15 protein-coding genes are annotated in these 17919 nt (G+C 71.3%); 9 read left to right on the plus strand and 6 right to left on the minus strand.

Annotated features, from left to right (window positions below):
* Positions 1-2 precede the first annotated feature (2 nt).
* Positions 3-1865 (plus strand): acetoacetate--CoA ligase, encoded by a 1863-nt coding sequence (locus WFK95_RS04410; RefSeq protein ID WP_224649557.1) that lies wholly within the window; start codon positions 3-5, stop codon positions 1863-1865.
* On the opposite strand, the gene WFK95_RS04415 is transcribed toward WFK95_RS04410, so the two are convergent.
* From WFK95_RS04415 to WFK95_RS04435, 5 genes are all read right to left on the minus strand, one after another.
* Positions 1866-3095: a DUF7373 family lipoprotein gene (locus WFK95_RS04415; RefSeq protein ID WP_224649559.1), complete on the minus strand. Its 1230-nt coding sequence runs from the start codon at positions 3093-3095 to the stop codon at positions 1866-1868.
* A gap of 124 nt (positions 3096-3219) precedes the next feature.
* Positions 3220-4371, minus strand: coding sequence for an endo-1,4-beta-xylanase (locus WFK95_RS04420; RefSeq protein ID WP_224649561.1), 1152 nt, complete (start codon positions 4369-4371; stop codon positions 3220-3222).
* A gap of 33 nt (positions 4372-4404) precedes the next feature.
* Entirely contained in the window at positions 4405-5667 is a 1263-nt protein-coding gene (locus WFK95_RS04425; RefSeq protein WP_224649563.1) for a DUF7373 family lipoprotein, read from the minus strand.
* Positions 5668-5768: 101 nt separating this feature from the next.
* Positions 5769-6152, minus strand: coding sequence for a DUF4189 domain-containing protein (locus tag WFK95_RS04430; RefSeq protein ID WP_224649565.1), 384 nt, complete (start codon positions 6150-6152; stop codon positions 5769-5771).
* 51 nt (positions 6153-6203) lie between these two features.
* On the minus strand, positions 6204-6989 hold the full coding sequence (locus WFK95_RS04435; protein ID WP_336669975.1) for an LppX_LprAFG lipoprotein: 786 nt from the start codon (positions 6987-6989) through the stop codon (positions 6204-6206).
* Positions 6990-7262: 273 nt separating this feature from the next.
* Between WFK95_RS04435 and sucC the strand changes: the two genes are divergently transcribed.
* Both sucC and sucD read left to right on the plus strand, forming a co-directional pair.
* Positions 7263-8426 carry an ADP-forming succinate--CoA ligase subunit beta gene (sucC, locus tag WFK95_RS04440; RefSeq protein ID WP_336669976.1) on the plus strand — a complete coding sequence of 388 codons (1164 nt, stop codon included), beginning with the start codon at positions 7263-7265 and terminating at the stop codon, positions 8424-8426.
* A 16-nt stretch (positions 8427-8442) separates the two neighbouring features.
* The gene (gene sucD / locus WFK95_RS04445; RefSeq protein ID WP_224649577.1) at positions 8443-9345 is read left to right on the plus strand and encodes a succinate--CoA ligase subunit alpha; all 903 of its coding nucleotides are present in this window, start codon (positions 8443-8445) and stop codon (positions 9343-9345) included.
* Positions 9346-9426: 81 nt separating this feature from the next.
* On the opposite strand, the gene WFK95_RS04450 is transcribed toward sucD, so the two are convergent.
* Positions 9427-10641, minus strand: a complete 1215-nt coding sequence (locus WFK95_RS04450) for an MFS transporter (protein WP_336669977.1) — start codon at positions 10639-10641, stop codon at positions 9427-9429.
* A gap of 77 nt (positions 10642-10718) precedes the next feature.
* Between WFK95_RS04450 and WFK95_RS04455 the strand changes: the two genes are divergently transcribed.
* The 6 genes from WFK95_RS04455 (at position 10719) to WFK95_RS04480 (ending at position 17469) form a co-directional block, all read left to right on the plus strand.
* Positions 10719-11585, plus strand: a complete 867-nt coding sequence (locus WFK95_RS04455) for a LysR family transcriptional regulator (RefSeq protein ID WP_336669978.1) — start codon at positions 10719-10721, stop codon at positions 11583-11585.
* 89 nt (positions 11586-11674) lie between these two features.
* Positions 11675-12805: a DUF5336 domain-containing protein gene (locus tag WFK95_RS04460; RefSeq protein WP_336669979.1), complete on the plus strand. Its 1131-nt coding sequence runs from the start codon at positions 11675-11677 to the stop codon at positions 12803-12805.
* Between the two features lie 58 nt (positions 12806-12863).
* Positions 12864-14312 (plus strand): cell division protein PerM, encoded by a 1449-nt coding sequence (locus WFK95_RS04465; protein ID WP_336669980.1) that lies wholly within the window; start codon positions 12864-12866, stop codon positions 14310-14312.
* Positions 14313-14391: 79 nt separating this feature from the next.
* The gene (gene purN, locus WFK95_RS04470) at positions 14392-15006 is read left to right on the plus strand and encodes a phosphoribosylglycinamide formyltransferase (protein WP_336669981.1); all 615 of its coding nucleotides are present in this window, start codon (positions 14392-14394) and stop codon (positions 15004-15006) included.
* Entirely contained in the window at positions 15003-16550 is a 1548-nt protein-coding gene (purH, locus tag WFK95_RS04475) for a bifunctional phosphoribosylaminoimidazolecarboxamide formyltransferase/IMP cyclohydrolase (RefSeq protein ID WP_336669982.1), read from the plus strand. Before purN ends, purH begins: the two co-directional genes overlap by 4 nt.
* A gap of 154 nt (positions 16551-16704) precedes the next feature.
* Positions 16705-17469: a class II aldolase/adducin family protein gene (locus WFK95_RS04480; RefSeq protein WP_336670142.1), complete on the plus strand. Its 765-nt coding sequence runs from the start codon at positions 16705-16707 to the stop codon at positions 17467-17469.
* Positions 17470-17919: the final 450 nt, after the last annotated feature.

A 17919-nucleotide genomic window follows, 5' to 3' on the forward strand; every position in this document is an offset into this window, starting at 1 on the left:
GGGTGCATTCGATCGATCGCTTCGCAGAGTCCGCCGGCGTCCCCACGGGGGACTACGACGCCGTGTACCAGTGGTCCGTGTCCGAGCCCGAGGCGTTCTGGGGCGCGGTGTGGGACTTCTTCGAGCTCGGTGAGCGGACCGGACCGGTGCTGGCGGCGCGGGAGATGCCCGGCGCCCGCTGGTTCCCGGAGGTGGAGCTGAACTACGTCGATCGGGTGCTGCGGTTCTCCTCGCTCCCGGGTGCCGCGATCGTGGGCCTGTCGGACGACGGTGCGCGGGTGGAGATCCCGTGGTCGGAGCTGCCCGCGCGGGTGTCCGCGATCGCGGAGCTGCTGCGTTCGCTCGGCGTGGGCGTGGGCGACACGGTCGCCGCGTACCTGCCGGACGAGCCCTTCGCGGTGCTGGCGTTCCTGGCGACGGCGTCGATCGGCGCCGTCTGGTCCGGCTGCGGGCAGGACTACGCGCCGGAGGGCGCGGCCGGCCGGATGGCTCAGCTGGCGCCGAAGGTGCTCTTCGCCCGCGACGGCTACGCCTTCGGGGACAAGCGGGTCGACAAGCGTGCGGACACCGCCGAACTCGCCGGGCTGCTGGGGGTCCCGGCGTCGCACGTGATCACGGAGCTGCCGGAGCCGACGGCTTCCACACCGCCGTTGAACCCGGTGCAGGTGCCGTTCGATCACCCGCTGTGGGTGCTGTTCTCGTCGGGCACGACGGGCAAGCCGAAGGGCATCGTGCAGGGCCACGGCGGCATCCTCGTCGAGCACGTGAAGGTGATCGGCCTGCACAACGAGATCGGCCCGGGCGACGTCTTCTTCTGGCACACCGCGCTGTCGTGGATGATGTGGAACTACCAGATCGCCGGCCTGCTGGTGGGCGCGACGATCGTCACCTTCTCTGGGCACCCCCTGGCCCCGACGGCCGACCGGTTGTGGCAGGTCTGCGAGGACGAGAAGGTCACCTTCTTCGGAACCAGCCCCGGCCAGCTGCAGGCCTCCCGCAAGGCGGGCCTGAACCCCGGCGCCGAGCACGCGCTGGTGCTCAAGACGATCGGCAGCACCGGCTCGCCGCTGGCGCCGGACCTGTTCACCTGGGTCGACGAGCACGTCGCCGCCGGACTGCCGGTGAGCTCCGTGTCGGGCGGTACGGACGTGTGCAGCGCCTTCTGCGGCGGCACCGCCTCGGTGCCCCACGTGCCCGGCGAGCTGACCGTCCGCTACCTGGGCTGCGCCCTGGAGGCGTGGGCGCCGGACCGGACGCCGCTGATCGACGAGGTCGGCGAGATGGTGATCACCGTGCCGATGCCGTCGATGCCGACGAACTTCTGGAACGACCCGGGCGACGCCAAGTACCGCGCGGCGTACTTCGAGCACGAGTGGACCGACGGCATCGCACCGAATGTGTGGCGGCACGGCGATTGGGTGGAGCTGACCGACCGCGGGTCGATCACCATTCACGGTCGCAGCGATGCGACCCTGAACCGCAACGGGATCCGGATGGGCTCGGCCGACATCTACGAGGTCGTCGAGGCCGTCCCGGAGGTCGCCGAGGCCATGGTCGTCGGCGTCGACGGGCCGGACGCGAAGTACTGGATGCCCATGTTCCTCACCCTCGTCCCGGGCAAGGAGATGACGGACGAGTTGGTTTCGCGAATCCGAGCGGATGTGCGGGCGAGGCTCTCGCCGCGGCACGTGCCCGACGAGGTGATCCTCGCCCCCGGCATCCCGCACACCAAGACGGGGAAGAAGCTGGAGATCCCCGTGACCGGCATGCTCGCCGGCCGCGACGTCAACGTCGACCCCAAGTCCGTCGACGACCCGGACCTGCTCGGCTGGTACGAGGAGCAGGGCCGCGCGCACGCCTGGTGATCACTTTTCGCCGGCGGCCTTGTTGATCAGGTACGCGGCGGAGATCGACTGGCGTGCGAGGTCGAGAGAGGTGGAGGTCGCCTGGATCGCCCACCGCCCGACGGTGACGTAACACGAGTACGGCTGAGTGGGGTGCGTGATGGAGTCGCAGCCCGCCTGGTCTCGGGAGAACCCCGGAACGTCGTACGCGGTGGCGGTCGGGTCGGCGCGGGTCTCGGAGAGGAAGGCTTTGGCGGCCGCGGGATCCCGGGCCCGCAGCACCGTCGTGCGAGCCGTGTTCCCGACGAGGTCGACGCCGTTCCGGGTCGCGGACGCGAGCCAGTCGGGGCGGCGGTTCATCAGATATCGGGTGCGCGGCGAGTAATAGCCGTCGCCGAGCTCGAACCCGCTCGAGAAGCCGAACGCGGTCCGGGTCCGGGAATCGTTCTGCGAGGCCAGCGTGCGCGACATGATCCCGTCCTTGTCCATCGGCACGGCCGGCACGGTGAGCCCCGAGAGTCGCACCGTCGGGACGTACGTCCGCGACCGTTCGACCTGGGCCGCGAGGCCCTTGATCGCGAGCTCCTCGCTGCCGGCGCCCCGGGTGGTGGCCCAGACCAGCGAGATGAGGTTGTTCACCGGCGCCGCGACCGCCGTCTTGGTCAGCCCGCCCGCCGTCGTGCTCGACACCACGACCGCGCCGGGGATCCGCGCAAGCGCGGCGGGCGGCGGAATGTCCGCCCGGAGCGTCGTCATGGCCTTCTCGGCGCTGTCGTCGGTGGTGAAGCGGAGGAGCGCCACCGCGAGCTGCGTCTTCGGGGCGGTGGAGGAGTCGCCGGCGGCGGTCGCGAACCCGGCGTCGAACCTGGTGTTGAGCTCCAGGTTCGCTGCAATCCGGGGAGGGATCCCGCCGGTCCGGATGCCGCGGGCGCTGTCCCGCTCGATGAGCTGCCCCACGCGGAGCAGCGGACCGGCCCCGGCCTCTGGCTCGTCCGATACCGCCACCGTCAGGTCCGACCGGATGTCCGACGGCGCCACCACCGCGTCGGCGATGATCATCCCCTCCTGCTGCCACGCGTCGGCCGCGGACTGCGCGGTGACAGCGCGCGGCGTCGTCGGGAAGTTCCCGGGGTCCACCTTCGACACGGTGGTCTCGGCGACCGGCGTGCCCGCGACCACCGTCGAACAGGCGGAGAGCAGCCCGACGACCAGCGCGACGGCGGCCGTCGCCGTTCCGCTACGTGCTTCCATGATCGCCCCCGAACCCGACGACACCGAGTATGTCGGGCCGAGGGGCCGGAGGCCCGGCGAGCGGCGGATCGTGTTCGAATCGCAACAGTACCGATGGAACGGGCCAGGTCAGGTAGGAACCGGGTCAGCGGAAGGCGGCGCGCAGGGCCTCCCAGGCGGGCTTGGCGCCGTAGTTCCGGTCGAGGAGGTTGGCGCTGCCGTAGCCGGAGAAGGTGTCCGGGTAGTCGGTGATCCACGAGCGACGATCGGTGAAGCCCCAGACCGTCATCCCGGTGCAGCGGCTCAGCTCGCGGCACAGGCCGGCCATCGTCGCGTACACGCGCGCCTGCCGCTGCAGGTCGGCCTCGGCGGCGCGCCCCGTGTCCGTGGGGATCCGGACGTCCAGCTCGGTGAACCGGATATCGAGGCCGAGGTCGGTGAAGCGCCGCAGGTTCTTCCGCATGTCGTCGGTGCTCGGCTGCTGATCCGCTCCGCCCAGCATGTGCGCCTGGAAGCCGACACCGTCGAGCAGCGGGCGCCGCTCGGTCCGCCCATCGACGGACACCTCCACGGTCTCGGCGCGCAGCCTCGTCGCCAGCGCCAGCAGCGCAGTCGACTTGTCGCTCACCGTCTCCGCGCTGTGCTCGTTGAGGTACAGCTTCATCGACGGCGCGGCCAGCCGCGCCGCGCGGAAGGCGTCCACGATGTACCGCTCGCTGGAAGTGGTGCGCCACCAGGCGTTGCGCTGCAGCCCGCCGCGCTGGTCGAAGGGCTCGTTGACGACGGTGACCGCGCTCGCGCGGCCCGCGTACCGCTGCACGACCCGCGTGACGAGGTCGGCCATGAACCGGTGCCGCTGCGGGTCGGAGAGGTTTCGCACGTACTCGGGGACGATGCCCCACGCCTGCTGGTCGAGCGGATCCCAGATCAGGGAGTGGATCTGGAAGTCCTGGCCGTGGCGCTGCGCGAGGTCCGCGACCGCGTCGGCCTCGCGGAAGTCGAACCGGCCCGCCTCCGGCGCCACGGTGTTCGTCATGGTGCCGATCTCCGTGGTCAGCGAACCGAATTCGCGCCCGGCGATCGCGTCGTAGCAGGGATCGCCCGCGGCGAAGATGGAGCGGTAGGCCGTGCCGATCGTCTTGCCCTGCGCCGCGACGAGGTCCCGGAGCGCCGGCGCGGGGAGGGGGCAGGCACCGTCGGACGACGGTGACGGTCGCGCGGGCTCCTGCGCGCTGCCGCAGCCCGTCACGGTGAGGGCGACGGCGAGCAGGCCGAGGAACAGCGTTCTGGGCGTCACTACCGCGAGCGTACCGAGGGCGAGGGCGTCCGGTCAGTTCTCGCCGGCGGCCTTGTTGATCAGGTACTCGGCGGAGATCGCCTGCTGAGCGAGCTGCAGGGTGGACTGGTGCACCTGGACGGTCCACCGGCCCAGGATGAGGTAGCACGTGTATTTGGTCTTGTCGGCGTTCGATTCCCGGCCGCAGAGGACGTTGTCGCGGGGGATGCCGGGCGTGTAGAAGACGTTCGCGGACGTGTCGACGCCGCCGCCCTTCCCCTTGTTCCGGACGAAGGCGACCGCGGCGTCGTGGTCGCGGGCGCGCATCACCACGGCGGACTTCGTCTCCGCGATGAGGTCGATCCCGTTCGCCTCGGCGCTGTTCAGCCACTCGGGCAGCAGGTTGACCATGTACCGCGTGCGCCGGGAGTAGTAGCCCTCGAAGTAGGCGACACGTGGCGAGAGACCGAAGACCGCGTTGTCGGTGGCCGGGCTTGCGAGCGTGCGCGACATGATCCCGTCCTTGTCCATGGGAACCGACGGCACCGCGGTGGGAGACAGGACCCCGTTCTGCCGGTACGACGTGGCCTTCGCGACCTGGGCGGTGAGGGCTTCGACCGCGAGTGCGCCGGCTTCGACGGCCGTCGGCCCGGCCGCCGCGGTGAGGGCGATGAGATTGCCCCGACGGGCGGCGACCGTCACCCGTTGCAGCCCAGCTCTGTCGCCGGCTGAGACCGGGACGGCGTCGGCGACGGCGTCGAGACCCGCCGGAGCAGTTGTCTTGTCGTCGCGCATGATGGCGAGCGCTTGTGTCGCGGATTCCGGTGAGTAGAACCGGAGGAGCCCGATGGAGAGGAACGCGGTCGGGTTGGTGGTGGAGTCAGCAGCGGTGGCGAGGAATCCCGTTTGGTAACCGAAGCCGCCGAGGGCGATCACCTTGTCCGTCGGAATGAGTGCCAGCGACTTCGAGCTTCCGTCGTCGCCGAAGCCGGCGACTAGGGTGATCGGGCCGGTGAGCATGGAAATGGCGGTTGCGCGCTTCGACAGGGTCGGCCGGATGTCGAACGGTGCCACCACGGAGTCCGCCATGATGAGCGCCTCCTGCTGCCACGCGTCCCCGGGCGTCACCGCGGCGACGGTTCGCGGCGTGGTGGGGAAGTTGCCGGTGTCGATCTTCGTCGCGGCGGGATCCGGTACCGCTTCGCCGCCGATCGTCGCGGTGCATCCCGTACTCGCCGCGAGCGACAGTGCGAGGACGGCAGCGAGTCGGCGCTTCACACGGGGGTCGGGAGGCCCGACGGGGTGCGATCTCTTCACTGCCCAAGTCTCCCAATGCTCGGTCATAGACGGACCAGGATCTGTGGATGCGAGGGGGCGGCACCGTCGGAAACGGTGCCGCCCCTGCACTATGTGACCGGTCAGAGGTGACCGGAGGTGCACTGCCAGACCAGGATCGAGCCGCCGCCGTTGCGGGCGAGGGCGCTCGACCGTGCGGCGCCGATGGAGCGGCCCGTGCCGCCCTGGAACCAGCCCGGCTTCTGGGCGACCGCACCGCAGCCGTTGGAGAAGGAGGCCAGCACCTTGCAGCTGGCGTAGCCGCACGAGCCGAGCGCGGCCCGCTCGGCGGCGCCGGGGCTGGCGTAGTCCCAGGACCGGCCCGTAGCACCGTTGCTGGCGACGGCGATGGCGCCGAAGTTGACCGCGGCGTTGGCGGCGGGAGTCGCGACGGCGACCTGGATGCCGCCCGCGATGCTCGCGGTGGCGACGGCGGCGACGAACGCCTTCGTGGTGAACGTCTTCATGGTGGTGCCTTTCTCGGGGTTCTGGGGGGGAGAGGGTGTTTCAGTGGGTCGTCAGCGGGGGAGGCTCTCGCCCGGTCCCGGGTTGCTGGGGGTCTCCTCGGGGGCGACGTCGGGCTTGGTGACGGACACCTTCTCGCCCCACTTCGAGAACGTGAGGGTGATGGTGCCCTCGGTCGAGGGCTTGACCTCGATGCGGACGAGCTGCTTGTCGCCGGAGCTCTGGACCCACAGCGTCGTGGGAACGGGGACGCTCTTCGCGGGATCGACCCGGGAGCCGGTGATCGTGGCGATCTCGGTCGCGGGCACCGTGCCGGTGATCTTGGTGGTCTCCTGGCCGTCGATCGTCTCGGTGCCGGCGACCTTCGCGCCGGTGACCTTGGACAGGATGTTGGGGATGCCCTTGCTCTCGTCGAAGAGGGCGGAGACGTCGTAGATCGACGCGCCGTCGCCGTAGTCCGCGTACTTGTCGCCGTAGAGCGAGGCGTACATGCGGCCGTCGATGAAGGTGAACTTGCCCTCGGCGTTGCCGGGCTGGATCATCGCGGTGCCCTGCGCCTGGGTGGACGGCTTGACCTGGAGGTCACCGTCGACCTTGCTGACGGGCAGGCCCTGCACCTTGCCGCCCACGGCGACGGTGAAGTGGGCGCTCGTGACCTTCTTGGCCGACGCGGCGGCGGAGGACAGCAGGGCGGGCGCGTCGGTGGTGGACGCGTTCGCGCCGGCGGTGGTCTCGGAGCCGGTGGTCGACGTGCCCTTGTCGGAGCAGCCGGTGAGCACGACGCTCAGCGCGACGGCTGCCGAGGCCGCGATGAGGGCGGGGCGGGAAGTGCGCTTCATGGGTGTGGTTCTCCTTCAGTAGGACTGAGGAGAGTTTCGATGGCCGGGCTTAACCGGCGCTTGCAACCGCCTGAAGCGGACTTCGGGGGTCCTTTGCCTGGGCCGATCCAAAAACTTACCGACGGGTAGGTTGCGATGACTGATAACCGCAGGTCAAGTGAGATACGTCATTGAACAAGGGTCGCCGCCCGAGCGGATTCGCGGAGGCATAGAGTCGACCCCGGACCCGTGAAGAATGCGGGTGGACCGAGTAACCAGACAGATGGTGAGCTGATGGATCTCTTCGAATACCAAGCGAAGGAACTGTTCGTCAAGCACGGCGTACCGACCTCGCCGGGCCGCGTGACGGACAACGTCGCCGATGCACGCGCGATTGCCGAAGAAGTCGGCAAGCCCGTGATGGTCAAGGCGCAGGTCAAGGTGGGCGGCCGCGGCAAGGCCGGCGGCGTCAAGTACGCAGCCACCCCGGACGACGCCGAGCGCTACGCGAACGACATCCTCGGCCTGGACATCAAGGGTCACGTCGTCAAGAAGCTGCTGGTGGCCGAGGCGAGCGACATCGCCGAGGAGTACTACATCTCCTTCCTGCTCGACCGCGCCAACCGCACCTACCTGGCCATGTGCTCGGTCGAGGGCGGCGTGGAGATCGAGGTCACCGCCGAGGAGAACCCGGACGCTCTGGCGAAGATCGCCGTGGACGCGACCAAGGGCGTCGACCTGGCCACCGCCCGCGCGATCGCCGAGGCCGGCAAGCTGCCCGCCGAGGTGCTCGACGCCGCTGCCGTGACCATCCAGAAGCTGTGGGAGGTCTTCGTCGCCGAGGACGCCACCCTGGTCGAGGTCAACCCGCTCGTCCGCACCCCGGACGACCAGATCCTCGCGCTGGACGGCAAGGTCTCGCTCGACGAGAACGCCGACTTCCGCCACCCCGATCACGCGGCCTTCGCCGACGCCGGGTCCACCGACCCGCTCGAGCTCAAGGCCAAGGAGAACGACCTCAACTACGTCAAGCTCGACGGTCAGGTCGGCGTCATCGGCAACGGTGCGGGCCTGGTCATGTCGACCCTCGACGTGGTCGCCTATGCCGGTGAGAACCACGGCGGCGTCAAGCCCGCCAACTTCCTCGACATCGGCGGCGGCGCGTCCGCGGCCGTGATGGCCGCCGGCCTCGACGTCATCCTCGGTGACGAGCAGGTCAAGAGCGTCTTCGTCAACGTCTTCGGCGGCATCACCGCGTGCGACGCGGTCGCCAACGGCATCGTCGGCGCCCTCGAGACCCTCGGCGCCTCGGCCTCCAAGCCGCTCGTCGTGCGCCTCGACGGCAACAAGGTGGAGGAGGGCCGGGCGATCCTGGCCGCCGCGAACCACCCGCTGGTGACGCTCGCGCAGACCATGGACGAAGGCGCCGACAAGGCCGCCGAGCTGGCGAACAAGTAAGGGAGACAACAGAAAAATGGCTATCTTCCTGACCAAGGACAACAAGGTCATCGTCCAGGGCATCACCGGCGGCGAGGGCACCAAGCACACCGCGCTGATGCTCAAGGCCGGCACCAACGTCGTGGGCGGCGTGAACGCGCGCAAGGCGGGCACCACCGTCTCGCACACCGACAAGGACGGCAACGCCATCGAGCTGCCCGTCTTCGGCTCCGTGGCCGAGGCCATCGAGAAGACCGGCGCCGACACCTCGATCGCCTTCGTGCCGCCGGCGTTCTCCAAGGACGCCATCGTCGAGGCCATCGACGCCGAGATCCCGCTCCTGGTGGTCATCACCGAGGGCATCCCCGTGCAGGACTCGGCGTTCGCCTGGGCCTACAACGTGGAGAAGGGCCAGAAGACCCGCATCATCGGCCCGAACTGCCCCGGCATCATCACCCCGGGCGAGGCCCTCGTCGGCATCACCCCGGCCAACATCACCGGCACCGGCCCCGTCGGCCTCGTGTCGAAGTCGGGCACGCTGACCTACCAGATGATGTACGAGCTGCGCGATTTCGGCTTCTCCACCGCCATCGGCATCGGCGGCGACCCGGTGATCGGCACCACCCACATCGACGCCATCGAGGCGTTCGAGAAGGACCCGAACACCAAGCTCATCGTCATGATCGGCGAGATCGGCGGCGACGCCGAGGAGCGCGCCGCGGCGTACATCCAGGCCAACGTCACCAAGCCCGTCGTGGGCTACGTGGCCGGCTTCACCGCTCCCGAGGGCAAGACCATGGGCCACGCCGGCGCCATCGTCTCGGGCTCCTCGGGCACGGCCGCCGCGAAGAAGGAGGCCCTCGAGGCCGCCGGCGTCAAGGTGGGCAAGACGCCCTCCGAGACCGCCGCTCTCGCCCGCGAGATCCTGCAGTCGCTGTAACCGCAGCGCATTCGGTCCACGACCCCGCCTCCCGTCAAGGAGGCGGGGTCGTCCCGTTTCTCCGGCCCGACGGTGCCCGGCCTAGGCCGACGGTGCGCGCTCGACGCCCCGGAACACCAGGTACAGAACCAGCGCCGCTGCGGCGAGGCCCGCGCCGAGCAGGCATGCGCCCGTCCAGCCGGCGAGGGGCCACAGCGCGGCGGTCGCCGCGGAACCCAGGGTGCCGCCGAGGAAGAACGTGCCCATGAACACGGCGTTGATGCGGCCGCGCGCCTCGGGTCGGAGCGAGAAGACCACGGCCTGGGACGAATTCAGTGCCGCCTGCTGGCCGATACCCATGAGTGCCAGCCCCACGATGAGGGCGGGCAGGCCGATCGCGCCGCCCGCGGGGATCATGAGCAGCCACGCCGTCGCCTGCAGGCCCAGGCCGCCCGCGGTGAGCACCGCCCCGTGGCCGCGGTCCACGAACTTCCCGATCGTCGGGCCGGAGAGCGCGCCGACGGCGCCGAGCAGCCCGATCGCGCCGATGGCGGCGGGCGTCCAGCCGTAGCGCGAGCCGGCGAGCAGGAAGGTCACCGCGGCGCCCTGCACCATGAACGAGCCGAGCGCGAGGCCGATCAGCACCGCCCGCAGCCGCAGCACCGGCAGCTCGCGCACCAGCCCGGCCATCGAGACCAGGAGCGCGCGGTAGCCCGACGGGGTCAGGCCCGGCCGGCCCGGATCGCGGCGGGGGAGCGCCCGGGACAGGGCGGCGGTGACGACGACGAGCAGCGCCGCGAGCACGAGGTACGGCGTGCGCCAGCCCGCGAGGTCGGACAGCACGCCCGAGAGGAAGCGGCTCACGACGGTGCCCAGCACGAGCCCGCTCATCACGATGCCGACGGCGCGGGCCTGGTGCTCCGGCCCCGCGAGCTCGGCCGCGTAGGGAACGATCACCTGCGCGCCGACCGAGGTGATCGCGGCGACCGTCGCCGCGACCAGCAGCACCCCGCCCGACGGCGCGGCCCCGGCCGCCACCAACGCGGCCGCCGTGATCAGGAGCAGCGCGAGCGCGAGCGGGCGGCGGCGGACCGCGTCGGCCATCGGCACCAGCAGGACGAGCCCGACGGCGTAGCCGGCCTGCGCCGCGGTGACCAGCATCCCGGCCGCGGTCTCGGACATGCCGAGCCGCTCCTGAAGCAGTCCGAGGATCGGGTGCGCGAGGTAGTTGCCCGCCACCGACAGCCCCGTCGCCAGGGCCATGAGGCGCAGGAGGCCGGGGGCCGACGTCGCGGTGCGGGGAGCGGTGGTGGTCATGGCTTCCAGTCTCTGCTCCCGCTCATCATGAGTCCAACGTATGATTTCGATGGAATGATCTGTCTGGGAGATGGTCGATGGAGCTGCAGCAGCTGCGGTACGTGATCGCGGTGTCCGAGACGCTGAACTTCACGCGGGCCGCCGAACGCTGCCACGTCGTGCAGTCCGCGCTCAGCCACCGCATCGCGGCGCTGGAGAAGGAACTCGGCGCGCGCCTGTTCGACCGCACCAACCGGTCCGTCCGGCTCACGGCCGCGGGGGAGGCCTTCCTGCCGCAGGCCCGGGCCGCGCTCGCGGCCACCGAACGCGCGGCCGACGAGGTGGCCGCCACCTTCGGCGGGGTCCGCGGCACCGTCACCGTCGGGATGATCCCCACCTTCACCGTCTTCGACGTGGTCGACGTCCTGCGCGCCTACCGGGCCGCCTACCCGGACGCCACCGTCCGGCTGCGCAGCGGCGCGAGCGAGGTCCTCATCGAGGGCGTGCGCACCGGCACCGTCGACCTGGCGCTCCTCGGCGTGCCGGACGGCTTCTCGACGGCGGGCGTCGTCGCCCGGAGGCTCGCCGTCGACCATCTCGTCCTCGTCGTCCCCGAGGCCGAGCGGGTCGACGGTCCGCTCACCCTCGCCTCCACCGCGCACCGCCCGTACGCCGACTACCCCGCGGGCGGCGCCGGCCGCGCCGAATCCGATCAGGCCTTCGAGCGGGCGGGCGTGCGGCGCACCGTCGCCTTCGAGGTGGACCGGTCCGAGACCATGCTGGAGCTCATCGCGGCGGGCCTGTGCGTCGGGATGGCCGCGCGGAAGACGGTGCCCGACGGTGCCGGGCTCGCCGTCGTGCCGCTCGTCGACGGCCCCACCCGCTCCCAGCTGCTGGTCCATTCGAAGCTGCTCAGCCCCGCGGCCAGGGCCCTGTTGACTGTCATGGATCATCACACTCAATGAGTTGAATCCCGTTGACGTCGGACTCCGTGTATAGGGTGGTGGCGTACTGGCTCCGTGGTGAGCCTCGTCGACCTTCGGGGAGAAGAATCATGACCTACTCAGGTGGAGGGTACGGGCAGCAGCCGGGCCAGGGGGGCTACGGGCAGCAGCCGGATTACTCGCAGCAGGGCTACGGCCAGCAGGGTTACGGGCAGCCGGGCCAGCCGGCTCAGCAGGGCGGCGGCTACGGCCAGCCGGCGCAGCAGGGCGGCTACGGCCAGCCGGCGCAGCAGGGCGGCTACGGCCAGCAGCCGGACTACTCGCAGCAGGGCTACGGCCAGCAGGGCTTCGGCCAGGGCTACCCGCAGCAGCAGGGCTACGGCCAGCAGTACGGCGGCTTCCCGCAGGCCCCGGCCGCGCCGTCGAAGCCGCTCGACCTGGCGCTCGTGCTGTCCATCGCCACCGCCGCGCTGGGTGTGATCACCTTCCTCCTCGGCTTCCTGACGTTCAGCGACTCCAGCACCGAGATCCTCGGCCGCACCTTCGACGGTGCCGTCAACGCCTTCACCGGCCCGCCGCTCACGGCGCTCACCCTCGCGCTCGCCGCGGGCGTCGCCGCCGGCCTCAGCTTGATCTCGAAGGGCAACACGGGCCGCACCCCGGCCGCCGCGCTCGCCGTCGCGGGCTTCATCTCGCTTCTCTTCGGTCTCTTCACCTGGGAGAACCTGGTCTACGGGTACTGGATCGCGCTGGTCTTCTCGCTGTTCACCGCGGCCGCCGCCGTCGTGCTGGTGCTCGTCGACGCGGGCATCGTGAAGAACCCGGCCGCCGTGGCCGCCGCTGCGGAGACCGCCACCGCTGACGCCGCCGCGTCCGCCACCGTCGCTCCGGCCGCCACCGACGCGCCGTCCGCGCCGTCGAACCCGGCGGCCCCCGCCGCCGCCCCGGTGCAGCAGGAGCAGCAGGCCGCCCAGTCGCAGTGGCCGTCCTACGGCGGCTACCAGGCGCCGGCCTCGTCGGGCTACCAGGCGCCGGCCTCGACGCCGTCGACCCCCGCGGCGCCGGCCACCACGGGCTTCCCGTCGGCACCGTCGAACCCGGGCGCCTCGGCGTCGCCCGACGAGGTGACCACGGCCTTCGGCCAGGCCTCCACGGCCAGCACGCAGGCCTTCGGCAGCCCGTCCACCCCGCAGTACGGTTCGCACTCGTCGGACGACGAGAACAAGCCGCAGGGGCAGTAGTCCCCGCCAGCGGCGCGCCTGAGACAACATCGGCCACTGCGATGTCACAGTGGTGAAGATGATCGACTCAGCGCGCGCCGCCGGGCCGGGCCAGAGCGAGACCCGGCCGCTGTTCGTGATGGCCTTCGGGCCGTCGCTCGTGACCCTCGTGTCCACCCTGCTGGTGGGCGTGGTGGTCCTGCTCACCACGTCGACGGGGCTCGGGGCGATCGCCCCGACCGTCGCCGGACTGTGGCTGGCCGTGCACCAGGTGCCGGTCACCATCAGCGACATCACCCTCGGCGTGCTGCCCCTGATCCCCACCGCCGCGCTGGTCGTGGGCGTCGCCCGGGCCGCGCGCCGCGCCGGCGGCGAGGGCCGCCCGCTCGCTGATCTGCGCTCGGTCCTGCTCTGCGCCATCGCCGGCCCCGCCCTCTTCACCGCCATCGCGCTGGCCGTCGTCAACGACGCCGCCGGGCGGTTCACCATCGGCACGCCTCCGCCGCTCACCGCCTTCGTCGCGACCGTCGCGGTCCACCTCGGGGCCGCCCTCATCGGCCTCGCGCCCGCGTACTGGCGCGACGTCGCCCGCTTCCTCCGGATCCCCTCCTGGGTCGACGACTGCGCCCGCCTCGCGGGCCGCGCCCTGCTCACCTTCGGCGCCGTGGGCCTGGCCATCGTCGTGGTGCGTCTCGTGATCCGCTGGGAGACGGTCTTCGAGCTCGTCCGCTCCGGCAACGACGCCGTCGGCATGGTGTCGCTGGTGCTGCTCTCGCTGCTGTACCTGCCCAACGCGGTGATCGCCGCCGCAGCCCTGCCGCTCGGCGCGACCGTGGACCTGGGTCCGATCTCGATGAGCGTCTTCTCGGCGGTCCCCGGCCGCGCGCCCGGCGTGCCGATCCTCGCGGTGCTGCCCCAGGGCCCGTCGCCCTGGTACCTGTTGCCGCTGCTCGCGGTGCCGGCCTTCGTGGCGGTCCAGGTGGGCCGACGGTGCGCCGCCCGCTCCCTCGACCTCGGGCCCACGGTGACGGCCGTCGCCGCGACCGCCGCGCTCACCGCGACCGGTTTCGCGGCCGCGGCCTTCCTCGCCGGCGGCGAGCTCGGCGGCTTCGGCTACGCGGGCGCCGACCTGCTCCAGGTCCTCGGCTTCACCCTCGGCTGGATCGGCCTCGTCGGCGTGCTCGCCGCGCTGGTGCTGCAGCAGGCGGGCGAGTCCCGCGCCGTGCGCGCCGCGCGCCGGGCCGAGGAGGAGGCACCGTCGGGCTACACCACCTACGCCGACGAGGCGGACGTGATCGACGACGGCGTGACCGTGGAGATCGAGCCCGCCGAGCGCGGCGATCACGACGACGAGCAGCGCGAACCCGAGGACGAGGCGGCCGACACCGGCGACTTCGACGCCCTCGCCGAGCAGCCCACCGAGGAGGTGCGGCCGGTGTCCCGCCAGGCCGCCGGGCCCGCCGCCTCGAAGCGCGAGCGCGACATAGCAGACATCGAGGAACTGGACAGCTACACCTTCGGGCAGTAGCCCGACGGGGCGGCGCTAGGCTGTTGCCGAATCGTCCCTCTGCGAGGAGTGCATCCTGACCACGCCCAGCCCCACGGTCGTGCCGCCGTGCGCGCCCGCCCGGATCGTCGTGCTGGCGTCCGGCACCGGCTCGTTGCTCGAGGCGCTGCTCGCCGCGGCGGCCGAGCCCGGCTACCCGGGGGCCGTGGTCGGCGTCGTCGCGGACCGCACCTGCCGCGCGCTGGAGGTCGCCGCGGCCGGGAGCATCGACACCGCCGAGGTCCCCCTGAAGGCGTACGAGGACCGGGCGGCGTGGGATGAGGCGCTCGCGGCCGCCGTCGCCGAGCTGGAGCCGCACCTCGTGGTCGCGGCCGGCTTCATGAAGATCCTCGGCCCCGCCTTCCTCGCCGCGTTCGGGGGCCGCGTCATCAACGCGCACCCCGCGCTGCTGCCCGCCTTCCCGGGCGCCCACGCCGTTCCCGCCGCCCTCGAGTACGGAGTCACGCTCACCGGCTCCACTGTGCATCTCGTGGACGCGGGGCTGGACACCGGACCGATCCTCGCGCAGGAGGCGGTCGCGGTGCAGCCGGGGGACACCGAGGAGACCCTGCACGAACGGATCAAGGTCGTTGAGCGCCGGCTTCTGACAGAGGTCGTCGCCGCAGTCGCCCGCCAGGGCTACAGCACGGATGGACGAAAGGTCACCATTCCATGAGCAGCAACATCCCGATCAAGCGCGCGCTCATCAGCGTGTACGACAAGTCGGGCCTGGTGGAGCTGGCCACCGGCCTGGCCCAGGCGGGCGTCGAGATCGTCTCGACCGGCTCGACCGCGCGCACCATCGCCGACGCCGGTGTCGCCGTGACCCGCGTCGAGGACGTCACCGGTTTCCCCGAGTGCCTCGACGGCCGCGTCAAGACCCTGCACCCGAAGATCCACGCCGGCATCCTGGCCGACACCCGCCTGCCCGAGCACCTCGAGCAGCTGCGCGAGCTGGACGTGAAGAAGTTCGAGCTGGTCGTGGTGAACCTCTACCCGTTCACCGACACCGTCGCCTCCGGCGCCTCCGAGGACGAGTGCATCGAGCAGATCGACATCGGCGGACCGTCGATGGTGCGTGCCGCCGCGAAGAACCACCCGTCGGTGACCGTCGTGGTCTCGCCCGACGACTACGGCGACGTGATCGACAGCGCCCGCCGGGGCTTCTCGCTGGAGCAGCGTAAGTCCTTCGCCGCGAAGGCCTTCCGGCACACCGCCGACTACGACGTGGCCGTCGCCTCGTACATGACGAGCGTCGTGGCCCCCGAGCCCGACCAGAAGTTCCCGTCGTGGATGGGCGGCACCTGGACCCGCGAGGCCGTGCTCCGCTACGGCGAGAACCCGCACCAGGGCGCGGCGCTGTACGTGGGCGGCGCGAAGTCCGGGCTGGCGCAGGCGGAGCAGCTGCACGGCAAGGAGATGAGCTACAACAACTACACCGACGGTGACGCCGCCTGGCGCGCCGCCTACGACTTCAACGAGCCGGCCGTCGCGATCATCAAGCACGCCAACCCGTGCGGCATCGCGATCGGCAAGGACGTCGCCCAGGCGCACCGCAAGGCGCACGCCTGCGACCCCGTCTCCGCCTACGGCGGCGTGATCGCCGCGAACCGCGAGGTCAGCCTGGAGATGGCCGAGCAGGTCTCGGAGATCTTCACCGAGGTCATCATTGCGCCCTCGTACGCCGACGGTGCGCTCGCCGTGCTGCAGCGCAAGAAGAACATCCGGGTGCTGCTCGCCGAGCCGCCGGTGCTGGGCACCGAGATCAAGCAGATCACCGGCGGCCTGCTGGTGCAGCAGTCCGACGCCATCGACGCCGCGGGCGATTCGCCCGACGAGTGGACGCTGGCCGCGGGCGAGCCCGCCGACGAGGCCACCCTCGCCGACCTCGAGTTCGCTTGGCGTGCCTGCCGCGCCGTGAAGTCGAACGCGATCCTGCTGGCCTCCCGCGGCGCGTCCGTGGGCGTGGGCATGGGGCAGGTCAACCGCGTCGACTCGGCGCAGCTCGCCGTGACCCGCGCGGGCGACCGCGTACTGGGCTCGGTGGCCGCGTCCGACGCCTTCTTCCCGTTCCCCGACGGCCCGCAGATCCTCATCGACGCGGGCGTGAAGGCGATCGTGCAGCCGGGCGGCTCCATCCGCGACAAGGAGGTCGTCCAGGCGGCCGTCGAGGCAGGCGTGACGATGTACTTCACCGGGACACGCCACTTCTTCCACTGATCCGCGCGTAGCGAACGCCTCCGGGGTGAATCATTGACCCCGGGGGCGTTCGCCGTTTCCGCCCCCTCGTCGTGCCCGCGGCGATCGCACGGAGGAGATGTCGATGCAGGTTCCGGCCGAATATCTACCGCTGCTCGAGGCCGCCGTCGGGCCGATGCCCGAGAACGCCGAGCTGCCCCTGCCGTCCATGGGGCTGTCCGTCGACGAGGAGCGCGAGCAGCGCAAGCGCGACCTCGCCGTGGCCTTCCGCGTCTTCGGCCGGCTGGGCTTCTCCGAGGGGGTGGCCGGGCACATCACCGCGCGTGACCCCGAGGATCCGGGCCTGTTCTGGGTGAACCCGTTCGGCATGAGTTTCAACCAGATCCGCGTCTCCGACCTGATCTGCGTGGACCACAACGGTGTCGTCGTGCACGGCCGGCGACCCGTGAACCGCGCCGCGTTCGTGATCCACGCGCAGGTGCACGACGCGCGGCCCGACGCCGTGGCCGCCGCCCACGCGCACTCCGTCCACGGCAAGGCCTTCTCGTCGCTGGGCATCCCACTGGCGCCGCTCACCCAGGACGCCTGCGCCTTCTACGAGGACCACGGCATCTACGACGACTACGCCGGCGTGGTGAACGAGACCCTCGAGGGCAAGCGGGTCGCGGCGGCGATCGGCGACGCGAAGGCCGCGATCCTCAAGAACCACGGGCTCATCACCGTCGGCGGGTCGGTGTCCTCGGCCGCCTGGTGGTTCGTGACGATGGAGCGCTCCTGCCAGGCGCAGCTCCTCGCGATGGCGGCGGGGGAGCCGCAGGAGATCGATCCCGCGACGGCGCGGTTGACCCACTCGCAGGTCGGCGGCGACATCGCCGGCTGGTTCCAGTTCCGCCCGCTGTGGGAGCAGACCGTCGCCTCCTCGCCCGACGTCTTCGAGTAGACCGCCGCTCGGCGGGTCGAGAACGAGTTCGGGGGCGCGGGTGTGCTGCCGGACGACGCCGACCCGCAGCGCGTCGTCGCCGAGCATCAGGCAGTAGACGACCAACTCCGCCGAACAGCCATGCGCTGCACGCATGGGGTGTGACCAGCTGATTTCCGATCGAGTTATGCGAGCGCCGCATAACTGGTGCGGGCGTGCGTCGTGCCCCGGCAGTGGAGGGCTCGACTGAGCGCAGGCGCGAGGTGTGCCCCGGTGCGCGACGGCTGAGTGGCCTTCGTCCGCGGTGGGCTGCGCGGTAGGCCCTCGGTCCCCGAGGGGCGTCGCACCGAGGTATGCGGCCGGTGCATGGCTTGCCTCCGTTCGCGCAGGTCAGAGGGGATGCGCCAGACGCATCGCCGGCTGACGGGACTCGTATGTCCCGCCGGACCTCCGCCGCCGCGCCTGCCGAGC

This window comes from Tsukamurella sp. USMM236 (genome assembly GCF_037148755.1).
GTDB lineage: Bacteria > Actinomycetota > Actinomycetes > Mycobacteriales > Mycobacteriaceae > Tsukamurella.

Coding starts and splice junctions, on each gene's coding strand:
- WFK95_RS04450 (WP_336669977.1), bottom strand. CDS start 10,641: ATGACCACCACCGCTCCCCGCACCGCGACGTCGGCCCCCGGCCTCCTG.
- sucD (WP_224649577.1), top strand. CDS start 8,443: ATGGCTATCTTCCTGACCAAGGACAACAAGGTCATCGTCCAGGGCATC.
- purH (WP_336669982.1), top strand. CDS start 15,003: ATGAGCAGCAACATCCCGATCAAGCGCGCGCTCATCAGCGTGTACGAC.
- WFK95_RS04435 (WP_336669975.1), bottom strand. CDS start 6,989: ATGAAGCGCACTTCCCGCCCCGCCCTCATCGCGGCCTCGGCAGCCGTC.
- WFK95_RS04455 (WP_336669978.1), top strand. CDS start 10,719: ATGGAGCTGCAGCAGCTGCGGTACGTGATCGCGGTGTCCGAGACGCTG.
- WFK95_RS04465 (WP_336669980.1), top strand. CDS start 12,864: ATGATCGACTCAGCGCGCGCCGCCGGGCCGGGCCAGAGCGAGACCCGG.
- WFK95_RS04430 (WP_224649565.1), bottom strand. CDS start 6,152: ATGAAGACGTTCACCACGAAGGCGTTCGTCGCCGCCGTCGCCACCGCG.
- WFK95_RS04480 (WP_336670142.1), top strand. CDS start 16,705: ATGCCCGAGAACGCCGAGCTGCCCCTGCCGTCCATGGGGCTGTCCGTC.
- WFK95_RS04460 (WP_336669979.1), top strand. CDS start 11,675: ATGACCTACTCAGGTGGAGGGTACGGGCAGCAGCCGGGCCAGGGGGGC.
- sucC (WP_336669976.1), top strand. CDS start 7,263: ATGGATCTCTTCGAATACCAAGCGAAGGAACTGTTCGTCAAGCACGGC.
- WFK95_RS04415 (WP_224649559.1), bottom strand. CDS start 3,095: ATGGAAGCACGTAGCGGAACGGCGACGGCCGCCGTCGCGCTGGTCGTC.